The following is a 16,702-nucleotide window of genomic DNA, read 5'->3' as shown; positions in this document are numbered from 1 at the left end:
TTGGCTGAAAGCGCGCCTCGGCAGCCGCACCGCTGGCGCGCAGCCCCGGCAATCGCCTACCAAAGCCAAACGCATCCGGGTGCGCTGCAGAGCGCTCAAAGCCATCTCAAAAGGAAGGCCCCTCGCGCCCTTGGCCCGCGCGTGGATCAGCAGTCGCGGCAGGTCTTGAGGCCGACAATGCGATAAAGCGGGCAATTCCCGACAAACGCCGTCAGCGTGAACACAGCGGCAACTGCCAAGGCAATCCAGAAAAGGACACCACTAATAAGGCCTGCAACCAGCGCCAGATGCACCAATGCCGCCGCGATGATCAGACGGCCGCCGCGGTCAATCATTCCCATGTTCTTCATCATTTTTCGTCTCCAGGTCGAATCGTTGCCTGGCCACATTCGCATGCGGTGCCCGGAGACTTTGGTGACATGGTCACCAAGCAATGGAGTTTCATGAAATCTGACGGGATTTTCCGCCCTGTGCTCTCGCAAAAGAGCTCCAGACGTCTTACCGATGCGCCCCTGAGGTCTTCACAAGGTGCTCCAGCCCTTCCCGCTCCAAAAGCTTCACCTCGCCGCGGGATTGTTCCACCCATCCCCGCCGCTGGAATTCCGACAGGGTGCGCGAAATAACCTCCCGCGCCGTGCCCAATTCAGTGCCCAGCGCGGCATGGGTCGCATGCACAACATCGCCCGCATCCGCGAGCTCCAGCAAACGGGACGCCAGCCGCACATCCATCCGCTGAAAGACAATATCGTCGATCAGCGTGAACAGATCGGTGATCCGGCGCGAGTAGGCGGTGAACACAAATTCCCGAAACACCGGCGACTTACCAACAAGATCATCAAAGGTCGCGCGTGGTATCGCCACCGCTTTCACATCGGTCTCCGCAGCGCCTTCCGCCGAGTAATCCTCAAAGGCCAGCATACAGGCGGTGGTGAGAACACAACTTTCCCCCGCATGCACCCGATACAGAAACACCTCGCGCCCGGTGTCCGACCTTTGCTGCACCTTCACAGTACCATCCAGAAGCAACCACAGATTGTCAGCCGTCTGCCCCGGCGCAAAGATCTGCGTGCCCGCAGGAACCGAAACAATCTCGCTGCCCGCTTCCAACGCCGCCTGTATTTCTGCAGGCAAGCGGCTCAGGCCATTGAACTTTTCAATCCAATTCTCGTCCATCAGCATGCCCCCTCAGATGATCCCGCCTGAGTCTTAGTGCATCCTGAATTCCGGGTCCATTGGGTCCGGAGCAAGGCCAAGGGATGCGAGTTTAATCGCCGATACAGTGTGCCATAGGTCGCTAAAGCCGCCCCCAACTAACCTAAAGTATAGCCGCCTTGCCTTAGGGCTATTTGCATTCACCCTCTGCCACCCAATCGACAAATGAATACGACGGTATACAAACGTCACAGTCGAAACACTGACGGTCCCCCAGACCCAAACCAGAATGGTTCTCTTTCAGAATTCCCCATCCGCCCGGAGAGACCCGCTATGAAACCGATGACCGCCAACCAGATCGTTCTTGCCACCGCCGCCACAAAGACCAACGACGCCCCGCGCCTCAATGTCATGCAAATCATCCTGCTCAATCTTGGCTGCTCCCTTTTGCTGGCAATCTCCGCCGCCGTAATGGGGGCCACCTGGATCAGTGCCCCGGTTCTAGGCTGGCTTGGTGGCGGCATCGCCACTTTGGTAATCACAGCGATCTTTGTGGCGCTCGAACCAACCACATCCAAACGGACGCTCAAGTCCTTGGAGGCAGAAGAAGAAAGCCTTGCCACCCTTTCCGAATGGGACACAGACGCCGCAAAAGAACATGCCTTGGCTTTGGAAGTTGACGAGGCCCTCCAGGACGATTTTATGCGCCGCCTCAACGACTTCAACACCATCGAAGAGTTTCTGGAAACCCAATCGGCAGGCGGAGCATGCACTTCAGTCTCCCAATTGGATGGTTACCTCACCGGCGTGATCTGCTCCCCTCAGTCCGTCCCAGCCTATGAATGGCTTCACGTCGCTCTGGGCGCTCCAGAGGACCTTCCCGAAAGTGTCATCATCGCGGTTGGCGGCCTCTATGACGACATTCTGGCAGGCATCGAAGAGAGCAAGCACCTCGCGCCGGAGTTTGACGAAACCGCAGAGGGCGCCATGGACCCAACATCCTGGTGCGCCGGTTTCCTCGCCGCCGCCGCCCTGCGCCCGGACAGCTGGACCGCCAACGGCCTCCACCTGAGCCATCAAGACTTCCTGCTCCCCCTGCTCGACTTCCTCAACGACGGCAAAATCCACGTCTCCCACCGGACCAATGCTATCGACACCTTCGCCTTCGCCGACCGCGACATCCTCGTCGACCTGATCCCCTTCGTGGTGCCGATGATGTATCACGAATTCAAACTGCAAGCCCCGGTACAGGCAAACGCAAGTGGTGATTTGGCGGATTTTGCGGTTGCGTGATTTCGGAGCGTGGCGCTGGGGCCGCTGCAAGGAGCATGCTTAGTTGGGTGGTCGTTGCTTCAATCCGTGAGGGAAAGACCGCCAGCCACAACAGCTTTCAAATGATCCACAAAAAGCCGAAGTGGCACCATGTTGCGGTATTCTCGGGGGAAATAGATGTAGCTGCCGGCGGCGTTACCCAGATAGCTATCCAGCACCGTGACGAGATGTCCGGCTTCAATGTCCTTCGCGCAAAAGTCCCGAAACGTGAAGATGAACCCATGCCCTGCCTTGGCAAGGTCAACGACGGACGGGAGCGTGTTGACGATGAGCTTTCCGCCAACGTCCACGGTGTAGTCGCCGCCGTCTTCTGAAAAGGTCCAGGGGGCAATCTGGCGGGAGGTCGGGAAACGGTATCGGATACAACTGTGGTTCAGCAACTCAGCAGGGGTTTGTGGAACGCCGTGGCGCTCCAGATAAGCAGGGCTGGCCAGAACAGCCAAAGGCTCTGACCGGGTGAGGCGCACCGCCACCATATCAGGGGCAATGCGGTCGCCGAGACGAAACCCGGCATGCAGCTCTTCGCCCAACAGATCGCTCAGCGCATCGGTGAAAGACATCTCGATTTCAATTTCAGGATAGGCCTCGCGGAAGCTGGGCAGGGCCGGTCCCACATGCATGGCATACACAAAATCGGTCATGGCAAGCCGCAATGAGCCCCGCGGCGCGTGCCCAACTGTGCGGGCCGTTTCTACCGCTTCAGAAAGCTGATCAAAGGCAGGGGCCGCCCCACGCAGAAGCGCCCGCCCGGCTTCTGTCAGGCTGATGGAGCGTGTGGTGCGTATGAACAGCGCGGTCCCGAGTTGATCCTCCAGGGACCTCAACTGATGGCTCACCGTTGAGGGCTGCAACCCCAGACGCTTCGCTGCGCCCTTGAGCGATCCCTCGCGGGCGATTGCGTCAAAGATTTCCAAAGTGGCAAGTGGCAGGCGCATTCTTCGATTTCATACACAATAGTGGTGGTTAATGATCATATTATCATATTTCATCCGCCAAGCTATCTTCTCTTCAACAGAACCCACTGAGGGAGAAGCCAGATGGCAACGATCAATTTGCAAAACAAACCGGTCCAAAAAGGTGTTGCGACAGAGCCTGTAAGCTTTGACAGCAAGGGCGTGACCCTCAAAGGCACGCTTTACAAGCCGGACACCCCTGAAGGCAGGATACCCGGTGTCATCGTCACAGGCGCCTGGACCACTGTGAAAGAGCAGATGCCCGGCACCTATGCGCGTGAGTTGGCGGCGCGGGGCTTTGCCGCGCTGGCCTTTGACTTCACAGGCTGGGGCGAAAGCGCGGGCACGCCGCGTTACGTCGAAGATCCGGTGACCAAGACAGCGGATATCAACGCAGCGGCGGCCTATATGGCAGGCCGAGAAGACATCAAAGAGCTCTACGGCTTAGGCATCTGTGCCTCCTCCGGCTATATGGCCGAGGTGGTTGCAGACAACGAGCAGCTCGGCAAACTCGCTCTGGTGGCCCCTTGGCTTCACGATGCACCGATGGCTGAAGGCATCTATGGCGGAGCAGAGGCTGTTGCCGGCATGATCGCTGCAAGCGAGGCTGACGACGCAGCAGAGACCGTACTGCTTGGAGCAAGTGCCACCGATGCAAACTCTGTGATGTATCAGGCGCCATATTACACCGAAGAAGATCGCGGGTTGATCGCTGCCTATGACAACAAATTCTCTGTGGCGAGTTGGAAGCCTTGGCTGACCTATGATGCGCAGGCCTCAGCAGACCGCCTGACCAAGCCTGTCCTGATGGTTGGGTCACCTTCGATTGCTTTGCTCGCAGGCGCTGAAGCCTATGAAGCCCGCACCAATGCCCCGCTGGAAAAACTGTGGCTGGGCGAAGACGTCACTCAGTTTGATTTCTATGACCGCGTCGACGTTGTGAAGGCTGCGTCTGATGCCGTGGCGGACTTTCTAAACGCATAAACCGCGCTCAACAGGGAGATTTTCCGATGAAAACACTGATCACAACCGCGATTGCCGCGACACTTGCAGGGAGCATGTCCATGGCTGGAACACCTGAGGAAAACATCAAAGTCGTGCAGGATTTCTTTGCCGCCTACGGTGAGAATGACCTGGATGGCATTGCTGCCGTGATGGACGAAAACGTCCAATGGCATATCCCGGGCCGACACCCGCTTTCGGGCACCAAGAACGGGCGTGACGAGGTTCTGGCCTTCTTCGCGCAGCTCGGTGTCGCTGGCTTCCTGGCCGATCCGATCTATTTTGGTGCGGATGAAACCCATGTGGTTGATATCCACCGTGGTTGGTCCAACGCCGAAGGCAAGCCGAATGTGGATACCACATGGGCGCTCCTTTACCGGATTGAAGACGGCAAAATTGTCGAAGCCACAAACCTCTCTGCGGATCAGGATGCCGCAAACACATTCTTCTGGTCCCAGTATCAGCTGAAGCCTGTCCCAGAGCGGCTCGCCGACTGAACAGCGCCTGGCGCGCTTATCTCTTGAGAAAGCGCGCCATTCCTCCCAGACCCATCCAATTTTCAACCCTGAGATTTAGGGAGCAAGACAGCTATGTCCGATCAAGAATTTAACAGCCGACGCGCCTTTCTGACAGGTGGGGGCATTGTCCTTGCCGGAGCGGCAATGGCCGGGGCCGCCGCAGCCAATACGCTGACCCCCGCAGAGCCCGCGACCACCGCGAACTCCGAAGGCCGCTTTCAGGGCAAAGTGGTGGCCATCACCGGCGGCAACTCCGGCATTGGCAAAGCCACGGCAGATGCGTTCGCCATGGAAGGTGCAAAAGTCTACATCACCGCCCGTCGCGATGCTCTGGGCAAACAAGTGGAAGCAGAGATCCGCGCCAAAGGCGGTGACGTGACTTGGATGGTGACCGATGTGCGCGACCCGGCCCAGGTGGAGCGCTTCATCGCAACCATCGTCTCTGAAGCGGGTCGTTTGGATGTGCTGTTCAACAACGCGGGCATCTTCATGACCCCTGCGCTGATCGAAGACATCCCGGTGGAAGAGTTCCAGGACCACATGGCCACCAATGTCGAAGGTGTCTTCTACGGCATGAAATACGCCATTCCACAGATGAAAGCACAGGGCGGCGGCGCCATCATCAATATGGCATCGGTTGCGGGCCATCGCGGCTTTGGCTTCACAGGGCACTACAGCGCGTCCAAACACGCCGTGCGTGGTTTGACCAAAGCGGGCGCCAACGTGTCTGCCAAAGACAACATTCGCCTCAACTCCATCTCGCCGTTGGCGGTGGACACACCGATGCTGCAAGGGAGCTTTGACTATCAAGGCGTGACCTACGAAGGCATGGCCCCAAATTTTGTCACCCCGCGCATCATGACACCGCATGAAATGGCGGTTGGCGTGATGTTCCTGGCCTCCGACGAAGCCAGCTCCATCAACGGAACAGACTTGGACGCAACAGGCGGTCAACTCGCCTAAGCCGCTCCACGCAGCCACAGCTGGCGCCATCCAACGGGATCAAACCATGACACATGACATCACAAATGCCGTTCAACGCTTCTTTGAAGCCGTCGACACGCAAAACTGGGCAGCCGCGAACAGCCTGATGACCAACCCGTTTCATCTGGACTATTCCAGCTTTGGCGCAGGTCCCGCCGCTGATCTCGCCTCTGCCGACATCCTGAGCGGCTGGCGGTCTGTACTGCCAGGCTTTGACAGCACCCACCACCAGCTAGGCCCATTGATCATCGAGACCGATGGCAACTCGGCCACCGGGCGCACCTATGTCACGGCAGATCATCAGATCGCTGGCGTGGAAGCAGGGGAAGTGTGGACGGTCTACGGCAGCTATGTGCTGACACTGACCAAAATCGGCCCCGATTGGAGGCTCAGCGGGAACACCTTCCAGTTCAAATTCCAGACCGGCAACACCGACCTCCCCGCACTGGCGCAATCCCGCGCCGCGTCTTGACCCACAGACAACAAGGAAATTCCAAATGAAAACGCTTCTTACTTCCGCGCTCTTTGTTGCAACGGCATCTGTTGCACTGGCCGAGATGTCAGATGAACAGCAGGTTCTCAACGCGATCAACAATGTTGGCTACTATGCCGATCAGGGCGATTGGGACCAGGTTGCGGCCCAATTCCACCCAGACGGCGCCGTGCTGGATTATACATCTTATGCCAATGCCTCTGCGGGCACCTCTGCCGATCTGCCGACATTGCTTCCGGCTGAGATCGTGGCCGCCTGGCAGACCGTTCTGCCCGGCTATGACCGGACCCACCACCTGATGGGCACCGAAAGCGTGCAGATCGATGGGGATACCGCCACGACCACCGCCAACATCTACGCCACGCATATTCTGGAAAACGACGGCGAGGATACATGGGTGTTCATTGGCGACTATCAGCACGAACTGGCGAAAACCGACGCCGGCTGGAAGATCACCTTCATGCGCGCAAACCTGCGGGCGCAACTGGGCAATGAGAACCTGCCCGCACTCGCCACCGCACGCGTCGCCGCTGGCAACAACTGATCGCCAAAACAGGAGCAAATCCAATGCTGAAGCACATAACAACCTGCCTGGCACTTCTTGCGGTTCCCACTGTCGCAGAGGATTTGCCCCAAGCCATCACCTGTTATCAGACCAGCACAAATGCCGAAGACATTGACGCATATATGGCGTGCTTCACACCTGATGCCGAAATGATCGACGTCTCCCGCACCTTCAATGGAGCGGAGGCCATCCGCGCCTGGTCTCTGCGTGAGGTTATGCCCATCGGGACCAGTTTCGCGCATCGCAAAATTCTGGAGCAAAGCGAAGGATATGCGAAAACCGAAGTGAACTGGCTGAGTTGGGTCGCCCACTATTCTTACTGGTGGAACGGTGACGGCCTGATCACCCGCGTGTCGCTGCAATACGCAGATTAACGCATAAGGAAGGCAAAGCTATGGCACGGGCACTTGTAACAGGTGGCAATAGAGGCATCGGCCTTGCGATTGCGCAGGGCTTGGTCGCCAAAGGCCATGAGGTGGTGATCGGCTGCCGCGATCTCTCCACCGGCGAGAAAGTGGCAGATAAAATCGGTGCTTCGGCCGTCCAGCTGGATGTGAGCGCACCCTCCAGCATTCTGCACGCCACAGAAGTCACCCCCGATATCGACATTCTGGTCAACAACGCAGGCGTGCTTGGATCTGGTTCGGTCCTGAGCACCCCTGCTGACTTTGATGAAGCCATGAACGTCATGGTGCATGGTCCAATGTTGCTCATGCACTTGCTGACGCCGGGCATGAAGGATCGGAACTACGGGCGTATCGTCAATGTGTCATCGGGTTGGGGGGCCTTCTCTGACGGTGTGTCTGGCCCCGGCGCCTACGGCGTTGCCAAAGCGGCGCTCAATGCCCTGACGGTGGCCGCAGCAAACACACTGCCCGGCACGGTCAAGGTCAACGCCATGTGCCCCGGATGGGTGCGCACGCGGATGGGTGGCATGGGGGCATCCCGCTCCCCTGAAGAAGGCGCAGACACCGCCATCTGGCTCGCCACACTGGAAGACAGCGGACCATCCGGTGGCTTCTTCCGCGACCGCAAGAAAATCGCGTGGTGACCCCGTGACACAATTTCCTCAAATGCAGGCCTTCATCGCAGACTGGTTTGCCCGATTTGATCGTCTGGATCCAGTTGACGCCTTTCTGCCCGACCTACACCCCGATGTGATCTGGGATATGCCAGACATCGACTCCTCTCTGCATGGGCATGATCGGTTCAGGGCGTGGTACGCCACTGTTCTGAGCACTTTCACGCCCCCCATCACACACAGGCTGAGCGACATTCACATCACCGAAAATGAAGTCCGCTTTACCGTCGAAATGCATGCAAATCTGCTGAATGGAGCGCCTGTCCAAATCACAGCCAAAGAGCACTGGCGGTATTCCCTGACAGCTGCTGGTACCCCGCAGATCACTCACTACACAGTTGAGATTTAATAGAGATCCCACCATGAAAATTCTTGTCCTCACCGCGCACCCGAACCTTGAGAACTCTCAGATCAACAAGGTTTGGTTTGATACGCTGTCTTCCGTGCCAGATGTCACAACCCGCAATCTGACACAGATTGGCGGCCCGACCATGAGGTTTGACATTGCAGCGGAACAGGCCGCGCTCCTGTCTCATGACAGGATCATCTTTCAGTTTCCATTCTATTGGTATTCCGCACCGCCGGTGCTGAAAGCCTGGATGGATCAGGTGTTGAGCTACGGGTTTGCCTATGGGCCGGGCGGCGACAAACTCAGCGGCCGCGAGTTTCTGTTGCTTATTTCCACGGGCGGACCCGCAGATAGCTATCACGCTGGCGGCTACAACAACTTCTCAATGGATGAGTTCTTAAAGCCATTCCAGCAAACAGCGCTGCTCGCCCACATGCGCTACCTGCGCCCGTTTGTGTTCCACGGCATGGCGCGGGCGACCGGCGATGAAATCGAAGCAAGCGTCCTGCCCATGCTGCAACATGTCAGCGATCCAGAGCTTGACCCGACTGCAAAACAGGCGCGCTTGCTACGAGAATTGGAAGCTGATCCTGAGAAAGCGGCGGCGGTGAGTTAGGCACCGCACCGAAGAGGGGAGACGAACCCTCTTCGGGCCCCAGCCTTGCGGCCCCCACCGGAGCCGCAAACGCTTGTTCAGTGTGTTTCGAGCGAGATGTATACATCCATCTCGGCGTCGGGATCAAAATCGCTAAGGTCCATAACCGAAAAGAACATCGCGCACACCGGCGACTCCATCTCTTTTTTGACCACGTCCTGATAGTCCTCGTGGCTTCGGAACTGCACGATATCGAGGTATGTGCCGTCAGGTTTGCGCACAAGTTCACGGCGTAAAATGCCCGGTTCATGGGCGACAAAGTCCCTTTGAAAAACGCCCGAAGCCGCAAGCAGATCTGCCTCTGTTTTTCCTTCAGCAAGTTTGATTGGCGCCAGAACGGTCACCGGTGACGTCGCCTCCCCATCCACCCTTGGCGTGTCGGACTCTATGATCCGAGTTGTTCCTGAGACGCGAATACCTTCGCCCGGAGTGGCGCTGAACTGCGCTTTCAACAGCGACCGCGCCCCCATGTCTTCTCCTTGCACAATGTCGATCTCGCCCTCATGTGGCCAGCCGATGTCGCGCAGATAGCCAGACAATGCAGCGGCGGCGGCCCCTGTCGCGGGGTCTTCGGCCACGCCGCCAATGGCAAAGGCGTTGCGGCTGTGAAAAAGGCGCGGTGTTTCGGCCCACAACAGACTGATCGTCGTCAGGTCATGCGCCCGCATGAGCTGCGCGCCTTCCGCCAAATCATAAGACATTGCCGCAAGCCTCTGTCTGTCACGCAATGCAAGGATCAGGTGATTGTTGCCAGCATTGGCGCGCGCGGGTGGCAATGCGGGGTCAAGGTCGGCGGCTTTCAGGCCAAAGAGTGCAAGCCCCGCCGCCACCAGATCCGGGTCCGCCTCAGCGCTGTGGGTGGGAGGGGAGGTCAGCGTGGCGCTGCCGTCACTCTTGGTTTCCACGCTGATGCGACCCGAATTCAGATCAAGTTGAAACAGTCCGGCACCCTCTCGCGCGGTCAGGGCGTTGCCCAGCGCGATGGTGGCATGGCCGCAGAACGCCACCTCTTCCTCGGGCGAGAAGTAGCGCACCCGCCATGCGTCACCCTGAGGCGCGGCGAATACTGTTTCGGAATATCCCACCTCCTGAGCGAGGCGCTGCATTTCGGGGTCGGAAGGAAGCGTATTGCCGAGCACGACACCTGCGGGGTTGCCACCCTCGGTGCCATCGGAGAAGGCCGCCACTCGGAGAACGTTCAGGTTGATGCTGTCTTTCATGGGTTTGGTCCTTTTTCTGTCATTGCTGGTCAGAACGGGCAGCTCAAATGCGGGATGTCATGGCTGCCCGTTTGTACTGCCCTGGCGGATCATCACGCCAGGGCCGGAAGCCTTTATTGGGTGACGCGTGCGAGAAACTCCTGCATCTCAGCCGCAATCACATCGCCATACTCCTCAAGCGCGAAATGGCCGGTGTCCAGCAGGTGGAATTCCACATCGGTCAGGTCCGCCTTGTAGGGATGGGCGCCATCTGCGGGAAAGATATGGTCGTTCTTGCCCCAGACGATCAGCGCTGGCGGCTGATGCTCCTGGAACAAGGCCTGCCACTTGGGGTACTCAGCGACATTGGTGCCGTAGTCCAGGAACATCTCCAGTTGCACCTCTTGGTTGCCCGGACGGTCCAGCAGATACTGAACGTGCCAATAGTTGTCGGGGCTGACTGTGGAGACATCGCCCACACCATGGGTGAATTGCCATTTGGTTGCGTCAAGCGTCAGAAATCCACGCAGCGCATCGCCGTTTTCCGTGCTGGGATCGGCCCAATAGGCTTTGATCGGATCCCAGAATTCGCGCAGGCCTTCATCATAGGCATTGCCGTTCTGAATCACGAACCCCGTGACGCGCTCGGGGTGTTCGGCAAACATGCGATACCCGACAGGCGCGCCGTAATCCATCAGGTAGACGCTATAGGTGTCGACCCCTTTGGCATCGATCAGGCGGGTGACGGTTTCCGCAGCATTGGCAAAGCTGTAGTCATAGCTTTCCGCAGATGGCATGTCCGATGCGCCGTAGCCCAGATAGTCCGGTGCAATCACGTGATAATCCTCGGCCAGCACGGGAATGAGGTCGCGGAACATATGCGACGAGGTGGGAAACCCGTGCAGAAGAAGCACGGTCGGTTTGGACGGGTCACCTGCTTCGCGATAGGCAATATTGTGCCCGTCAATCTCCATGGATTTCATATCCACGGCAAAGGGGCTTTCCGCAGCGGTCGCACTGTTGGGGTGGATCATCGGCAATAGCATGGTGCCGGCCAGCAGCGTGGTAAGTACGGGGATACGCAAAGATTTTGTCATTGGTCATTTCCTTTCAAAGTTGGGGTGCCGCGCGCGAGCGTCGCGCGCATGGCAGAGGTTTCGGCCCGCAGGGCCTCGTTTTCGCGGCGCAACGCCGCAATCTCCTGGTGCGCCTCATCGACCGTGAGGCGCTGGGAAATATGGCTGGGACAGTTCCAGTCGAAGGCCTCAACAGTGATCATCACCGCGCGCTCGGGACGCGCCCGGTAAGATGGGTCATGCAGCTGGTCCAGAATTTCGGGATGATCCTCGCCTTCGATCAGACGCGCGCGGCCCCACAGCTTCAGGCGGCGTTGATTGGGGTAATCCATCAAAATCATCGACACCCGGTCATTGCCCGACAGGTTCCCCGCGCTGATATACTGACGGTTTCCGCGATAATCGGCATAGCCAAGCGTCTGGGCCGACAGCACCTTCAGAAAGCCCGCCGGGCCACCGCGAAACTGCACATAAGGCCACCCTGTTTGTGACACCGAGGCCTGATAGAAACCGTCACGCGCGGTGATAAAATCGATCTCTTGGGGCCCAAGTTCATCTGGATAGACTACGTCGTCAGACAAGAGCTTGGCATAGGCATCTGCAGAGCCCTTGCGATGCTGCTGCGAGCGTACGGCAGGCGTAAAGGCGATGGTCGCGAAGGCACGTGCCATAGCGTTCTCCTTTCGGAAACTCATTCATTCGTCTTGGTTGGGATGCCCGACTGGGCTGTTTCTGAATGTAAATGTGCGCGTCGCACCGCAATTTGACAAACGACAATGTCTATCGCAGGGTTAGAAAAACTAGGTCATAGCCATGCACCGCAAAAACTACCCCCTGAACGCACTCCGCGCTTTTGAAGCGTCCGCGCGCCATCTCAGCTTTGTGGCAGCTGCCGAAGAGCTGTCTGTCACACCGGCAGCGATCAGCCATCAGGTCAAAAAACTTGAGGAGTTCCTCGGCTTCCCGCTGTTTCGGCGCCGGACGCGCGGCTTGGTTCTTGTCGAGGCTGGGCAGCTTCTCGCCAAAGAGCTCCACGCGGTGTTCATCAGCCTCGATCGCACCATGGAAAACGTGATGGAGGCAGATCAAGGCGGCTCACTGGCCCTCTCCGTCGCGCCGACCTTTGCCGCGATGTGGCTGATCCCAAAGCTGCAGAAGTTCTATACGGAACATCCAGATATCGATGTGCGCATTTCTACTGGCCTGAGTCTGGTGGATTTTCAACGCGACGATTTTGACGCCGCCATTCGCCTCGGCCACGGCCAATGGCCCGGCCTTGAAGCCATCAAGCTCTTTGATGAGGCGGTTATTCCCATGTGCAGCCCCAGTCTTCTTGAAGGCCCCAATGCGATCAGAACGCCCTCTGATCTTCGAAAACATGTCCTGCTGCACAACCACTCAATGGATTTTGACCCCAACGCACCAACTTGGCAGACTTGGCTGGACGCCAGCGGCACAACCGACGTGGACGCCTCGCGCGGGATGCACTTCAGCCTACCGGACCATGGGCTGCAGGCCGCCATCGATGGCGCAGGTGTTGTCCTTGGGTGGCGAGTCCTATCGGCAAAAGACGTCCAAGCCGGACGCGTGGTCGAGCTCTTCGACTTAGAAATCCCACTGGGATCAACCTTTTACCTTGTCTATCCCGAAGCGCATTCGCGACGCCCAAACATCGCAGCACTCCGCGACTGGATCTTCCGGGAGTTGAAAAACGCCTGAAGCGCGAACTCAACCTCGCAGGGGCTTTGCTCATCTGCCGCTGCAATTGTGGGATAGGTGCCTATGCGCTGGGTGACGAGCAAACAGCCAACGACCAGTCTGAGCCACTCGCAGAACATGTTTCGTTGTTCTCTTAGGCGCATTGCAGACATAGACAACAAAATGCCATCTAAAACTGCTAACCGCGCAGCCAAACCAGATAATCTGTATCAGAGATTTAAATGGTGCCCGGGGGCGGAATCGAACCACCGACACGAGGATTTTCAATCCATCCAGAATGGTCCGGCTACAACTTACCATTTATGTTTGCACTACATAAACAGATCATTCGGTCCTGACGACCAGTTTCACTGCAAGGCTTCGCTTTCTGCTTGAGAGCAAGGCTTAGACTCAAAGGCGGATATGACCGGTGCCCATGTCTCTCCTATCTCAAATACCCAAGTTGCACCTTAGCGAACTCGCGGCACGGACACTTAGAAGAGGGTTCTTAGGCGCATTGCTCGATATCTTCGGCAACTCAAGGGAAACCTGACTTGTATTTGATGCAAGTAAGGCGATCTTAAAGCCAAAGACAGGCTGACAAACAGGGTTTCATGAACAGGTGGATTTTTGGATGCTTTGCGTCTTTGCTTGCGCTTTGCTGCGTCACGATACTGGCGTTCCGATGGGCTGCGCACCTGCGCGAGGCTGTACCATTTTCCGTCGGTCTCCCTTCAGAGGGACAGCTCATTGACACCGCTCAAGGCGCCGTTTTTACAGTCGATTTCGCCAAACAAAGCGCGCCTCGCGTAGTTTTTGCGCATGGAACCGCAGCCTGGTCAGCGATTTGGCGAGAAACCATGCTCTCGGTTTCAAACGCCGGTTATCAGGCGACGGCATTCGATATGCCTCCCTTTGGTTGGTCAGAGCATCCCGATGGGGCAGACTACAGCAGAGCAGCGCAAGCCGACCGAGTGATTGCCTTATTGGAAGCTTTGGATGATCGCCCAATCATCGTGGCGCATTCAGTTGGCGCTGGCCCAGTTTCTGAAGCTGTGCTGAAGAGGCCGGAATTGGTCTCAGGGTATATAGTTGTTTCCGGCGCAATTGGCCTAAGTGACCGGGGAGCCCCCAAACAACCGCCGTATCTCTTACGCAACTCTACTATTCGTGAGCTTGCAACTTCTATCACAGCGACAAATCCAATGCTGACCGGAACTTTCCTGCGTGACTTCATGTATCGCAAGGAAGCAGCAACACCAGAACTCATTGACATGCTGCGTGCGCCGATGGTGCGTGAGGGCTATACAAATGCTGTCTCGGAATGGGTTCCGGAACTCTTCACAACGCCAAGGGATGCCCTGAGTTTAGACCCTACCAACTGGGAAGCGCTCGACCTGCCATTCGCCGTCATTTGGGGCGCAGAGGATAAGGTTACGCCAATTCCACAGGGCAAAGAACTCGCTACGCTTGTACCAAATGCAAAATTGACGATCCTTGAGAGCGTTGGCCATATACCTCACCTAGAAGCCCCTCCGGAATTTGCAGAGGCGCTCATAGATGCGTTGAAGTCAATGGCGCCGCCACACACACAGGAGTTGGAACAGAAATGAAGCCTTTCACCCGGCGGGCAGCCCTCACCCTTGGTGGCGCGGCAGCAGGTTGGCTTGCTGCCCGACCATTTCACAGCAATCTGCCTGTTCTAAACGGAACAACAAGGCTGGACACCACTCCCACCGGCTTGGTCATGAATGACGCAAGCGGTCTCTCGGCCACCCCAATCCACAAGCATCTGGTCCTTTCGGAGGATGCAGGCGACACATTGATTGCAACAATACGTAGGGAACTTGCCGAAGCTAGTACTGCAAACAGGGCCTTCAACGTGGGCGCCGCGCGTCACTCGATGGGTGGGCAGGCCATTCCACGAAACGGTACAGCCGTGACATTCGACAATGGTAACGTGGAAATCGACACCGGCAATCGCAGCTATCGCACCCATGCTGGCGCTCGTTGGTCAGAAGTCATCGCAGCACTTGATCCGACCGGGTGGTCGCCCGCCGTTATGCAATCCAACAATGATTTTGGAGTGGCTGCGACGTTTTCCGTCAATGCACACGGCTGGCCTGTGCCTTACGGACCGATGGGCGCAACGGTGCGCGCACTTCGCATGATTTTGCCAACTGGCGATCTCGTAAATTGCTCGCCAACGGAGAATTCAGATCTCTTCAATATGGCCATGGGCGGCTATGGGCTTGTTGGCGTGATCGTGGACCTGGAGGTAGACATGGTGCCCAATGCCCGCCTGGCCCCGACCTTTGAAACAATGAAAGCCGAAGCGTTCCCAAGGGCCTTTCAATCCGCTGTGGATGATCCGGCAGTTACGATGGCATACGGCCGCTTGAACGTAGAGCGAGACGCCTTCTTTGAGCAGGCCTTACTTGTGACCTACCGACAGACCGACGATCAAGAAGCCCTTCCAACTGCGTCTGGCTCCGGCTGGATGTCGCATGTGGCAAGTCGCATATACCGCGCGCAACTTGGCAATGAGACCATGAAATCCTTCCGCTGGTGGAATGAAACGACACTAGGGCCAGCCCTCGGCAGTGGCGAGGTGACACGCAATTCGCTGATCAACGAACCCGTTGTGACACTTGATGATCGCAATCCCGACCGGACCGACATCCTGCATGAGTACTTTGTCAGTTTCGACGCATTTGACGCCTTTCTTACGGCCTGCCGCGAAGTGATCCCGGCGTCCTATCAGGAATTCTTGAATGTTACACTGCGCTATGTGGCACAAGACGACCAGAGCGACCTATCGTATGCCACAACACCTCGCATCGCCGCCGTCATGTCTTTCAGTCAGGAGATGACCAAACGGGCCGAAGCCGACATGCGACGCATAACCGAAGAGCTGATAGACCGGATATCGCAAGATGGTGGCGCCTACTACCTGCCCTACCGGCCTCACGCACGTCTTGATCAACTGTCAAAAGCCTATGCCGGGGCCGCCAAATTTGCGGCTAGAAAACGTGAACTGGATCCTAAATTGGTCCTGCGCAACAACCTCTGGGATACGTATTTGGAGCGGTTATGACGTCACTACAGAAACTCAGCCTTGCTTACTTCGTCGCGTTGATGATCGCAGCATCCTTGAACTACGTACCTGGATTGACGGATGCAAATGGACTGGCGTTCGGTATCTTTGCCCTCGACATCTATGACGATGCCCTCCACGTCGCGTCCGCAATATGGGCATTAATCGCCGGAATAAAGTCCCATAGGGCCGCTCGCATGTTCATGATCTTGTTTGGCCTTGCCTATCTCGGCGACGGTGTTTTTGGCTTTTTCACGGGCTATGGCTATCTCGATCTAGGCATTCTGACGAATGCTTCTTTGGGTCCGGACTTCTCGCTGGGTCGCGTGCTTGCGAATGTCCCACACTTGGCGCTCGGTGGCCTTGCCGTTTGGGCCGGAGCCAAAAACATCGGAAGCCCCGAATGAGACTATTCTTGCGATGGCTCTTGAGGCTGACTGCAGTTGCCGTTGTAGGTGTTCTAGCCCTCTTATCCCCGGTTGTCTATTCAGAGACCATGTGCCGACCAACCGGAGAGGCGGACTCGCGCAAACCGATCTTGGACCAAA

Annotated in this window: 20 protein-coding genes; 14 read left to right on the top strand and 6 right to left on the bottom strand. The window is 57.3% G+C overall.

Features of this window, described 5'->3' with window-relative positions; translation table 11 throughout:
- Positions 1–146: 146 nt before the first annotated feature.
- Both J7412_RS04060 and J7412_RS04055 read right to left on the bottom strand, forming a co-directional pair.
- Positions 147–353 carry a DUF2892 domain-containing protein gene (locus tag J7412_RS04060; protein ID WP_209077306.1) on the bottom strand — a complete coding sequence of 69 codons (207 nt, stop codon included), beginning with the start codon at positions 351–353 and terminating at the stop codon, positions 147–149.
- A gap of 145 nt (positions 354–498) precedes the next feature.
- Positions 499–1,173 (bottom strand): Crp/Fnr family transcriptional regulator, encoded by a 675-nt coding sequence (locus tag J7412_RS04055; protein ID WP_209077304.1) that lies wholly within the window; start codon positions 1,171–1,173, stop codon positions 499–501.
- Between the two features lie 312 nt (positions 1,174–1,485).
- Here J7412_RS04055 and J7412_RS04050 point away from each other — a divergent pair, with 312 nt between their 5' ends.
- Positions 1,486–2,445 (top strand): YecA family protein, encoded by a 960-nt coding sequence (locus tag J7412_RS04050; protein ID WP_209077302.1) that lies wholly within the window; start codon positions 1,486–1,488, stop codon positions 2,443–2,445.
- Positions 2,446–2,504: 59 nt separating this feature from the next.
- Here J7412_RS04050 and J7412_RS04045 read toward each other — a convergent pair whose 3' ends face one another.
- Entirely contained in the window at positions 2,505–3,419 is a 915-nt protein-coding gene (locus J7412_RS04045) for a LysR family transcriptional regulator (protein WP_209077300.1), read from the bottom strand.
- 102 nt (positions 3,420–3,521) lie between these two features.
- Between J7412_RS04045 and J7412_RS04040 the strand changes: the two genes are divergently transcribed.
- The 9 genes from J7412_RS04040 (at position 3,522) to J7412_RS04000 (ending at position 9,045) form a co-directional block, all read left to right on the top strand.
- The gene (locus tag J7412_RS04040; RefSeq protein ID WP_209077298.1) at positions 3,522–4,421 is read left to right on the top strand and encodes an alpha/beta hydrolase; all 900 of its coding nucleotides are present in this window, start codon (positions 3,522–3,524) and stop codon (positions 4,419–4,421) included.
- A 26-nt stretch (positions 4,422–4,447) separates the two neighbouring features.
- The gene (locus tag J7412_RS04035) at positions 4,448–4,936 is read left to right on the top strand and encodes a nuclear transport factor 2 family protein (RefSeq protein ID WP_209077296.1); all 489 of its coding nucleotides are present in this window, start codon (positions 4,448–4,450) and stop codon (positions 4,934–4,936) included.
- A 93-nt stretch (positions 4,937–5,029) separates the two neighbouring features.
- A complete protein-coding gene (locus J7412_RS04030; RefSeq protein ID WP_209077293.1) occupies positions 5,030–5,920 on the top strand; it encodes an SDR family oxidoreductase in 891 nt (296 codons plus the stop codon).
- A gap of 46 nt (positions 5,921–5,966) precedes the next feature.
- Complete coding sequence (locus J7412_RS04025) at positions 5,967–6,413, top strand: nuclear transport factor 2 family protein (protein ID WP_209077291.1); 447 nt, start codon at positions 5,967–5,969, stop codon at positions 6,411–6,413.
- Between the two features lie 25 nt (positions 6,414–6,438).
- The gene (locus J7412_RS04020; RefSeq protein ID WP_209077289.1) at positions 6,439–6,978 is read left to right on the top strand and encodes a nuclear transport factor 2 family protein; all 540 of its coding nucleotides are present in this window, start codon (positions 6,439–6,441) and stop codon (positions 6,976–6,978) included.
- Positions 6,979–7,001: 23 nt separating this feature from the next.
- Positions 7,002–7,373, top strand: coding sequence for a nuclear transport factor 2 family protein (locus J7412_RS04015; RefSeq protein WP_209077287.1), 372 nt, complete (start codon positions 7,002–7,004; stop codon positions 7,371–7,373).
- Positions 7,374–7,393: 20 nt separating this feature from the next.
- Positions 7,394–8,050: an SDR family NAD(P)-dependent oxidoreductase gene (locus J7412_RS04010; protein ID WP_209077285.1), complete on the top strand. Its 657-nt coding sequence runs from the start codon at positions 7,394–7,396 to the stop codon at positions 8,048–8,050.
- 4 nt (positions 8,051–8,054) lie between these two features.
- Positions 8,055–8,429, top strand: coding sequence for a nuclear transport factor 2 family protein (locus J7412_RS04005; RefSeq protein ID WP_209077283.1), 375 nt, complete (start codon positions 8,055–8,057; stop codon positions 8,427–8,429).
- Positions 8,430–8,442: 13 nt separating this feature from the next.
- Positions 8,443–9,045, top strand: a complete 603-nt coding sequence (locus J7412_RS04000) for an NAD(P)H-dependent oxidoreductase (protein ID WP_209077281.1) — start codon at positions 8,443–8,445, stop codon at positions 9,043–9,045.
- 77 nt (positions 9,046–9,122) lie between these two features.
- On the opposite strand, the gene J7412_RS03995 is transcribed toward J7412_RS04000, so the two are convergent.
- The 3 genes from J7412_RS03995 to J7412_RS03985 all read right to left on the bottom strand — a co-directional run bounded on the left by J7412_RS03995 (position 9,123) and on the right by J7412_RS03985 (position 12,030).
- Entirely contained in the window at positions 9,123–10,304 is a 1,182-nt protein-coding gene (locus tag J7412_RS03995) for a PhzF family phenazine biosynthesis protein (RefSeq protein ID WP_209077279.1), read from the bottom strand.
- Between the two features lie 113 nt (positions 10,305–10,417).
- Positions 10,418–11,380 carry an alpha/beta hydrolase gene (locus J7412_RS03990; RefSeq protein WP_209077277.1) on the bottom strand — a complete coding sequence of 321 codons (963 nt, stop codon included), beginning with the start codon at positions 11,378–11,380 and terminating at the stop codon, positions 10,418–10,420.
- Complete coding sequence (locus J7412_RS03985; RefSeq protein WP_209077275.1) at positions 11,377–12,030, bottom strand: pyridoxamine 5'-phosphate oxidase family protein; 654 nt, start codon at positions 12,028–12,030, stop codon at positions 11,377–11,379. The genes J7412_RS03990 and J7412_RS03985 overlap by 4 nt, the downstream gene beginning before the upstream one ends.
- Positions 12,031–12,172: 142 nt before the next feature.
- Between J7412_RS03985 and gcvA the strand changes: the two genes are divergently transcribed.
- The 4 genes from gcvA to J7412_RS03965 all read left to right on the top strand — a co-directional run bounded on the left by gcvA (position 12,173) and on the right by J7412_RS03965 (position 16,561).
- The gene (gene gcvA, locus J7412_RS03980) at positions 12,173–13,078 is read left to right on the top strand and encodes a transcriptional regulator GcvA (RefSeq protein WP_209077273.1); all 906 of its coding nucleotides are present in this window, start codon (positions 12,173–12,175) and stop codon (positions 13,076–13,078) included.
- Positions 13,079–13,671: 593 nt separating this feature from the next.
- Complete coding sequence (locus tag J7412_RS03975) at positions 13,672–14,670, top strand: alpha/beta hydrolase (protein ID WP_209077271.1); 999 nt, start codon at positions 13,672–13,674, stop codon at positions 14,668–14,670.
- A complete protein-coding gene (locus tag J7412_RS03970) occupies positions 14,667–16,154 on the top strand; it encodes an FAD-binding oxidoreductase (protein WP_209077269.1) in 1,488 nt (495 codons plus the stop codon). The genes J7412_RS03975 and J7412_RS03970 overlap by 4 nt, the downstream gene beginning before the upstream one ends.
- Positions 16,151–16,561 (top strand): DUF4383 domain-containing protein, encoded by a 411-nt coding sequence (locus J7412_RS03965; RefSeq protein WP_209077267.1) that lies wholly within the window; start codon positions 16,151–16,153, stop codon positions 16,559–16,561. The genes J7412_RS03970 and J7412_RS03965 overlap by 4 nt, the downstream gene beginning before the upstream one ends.
- The last annotated feature ends 141 nt before the right edge of the window (positions 16,562–16,702 follow it).

This window comes from Shimia sp. R9_3 (assembly GCF_017743755.1).
In the GTDB taxonomy this organism is placed as follows: domain Bacteria; phylum Pseudomonadota; class Alphaproteobacteria; order Rhodobacterales; family Rhodobacteraceae; genus Shimia.
This window is presented reverse-complemented; position numbering and strand designations above follow the sequence as displayed.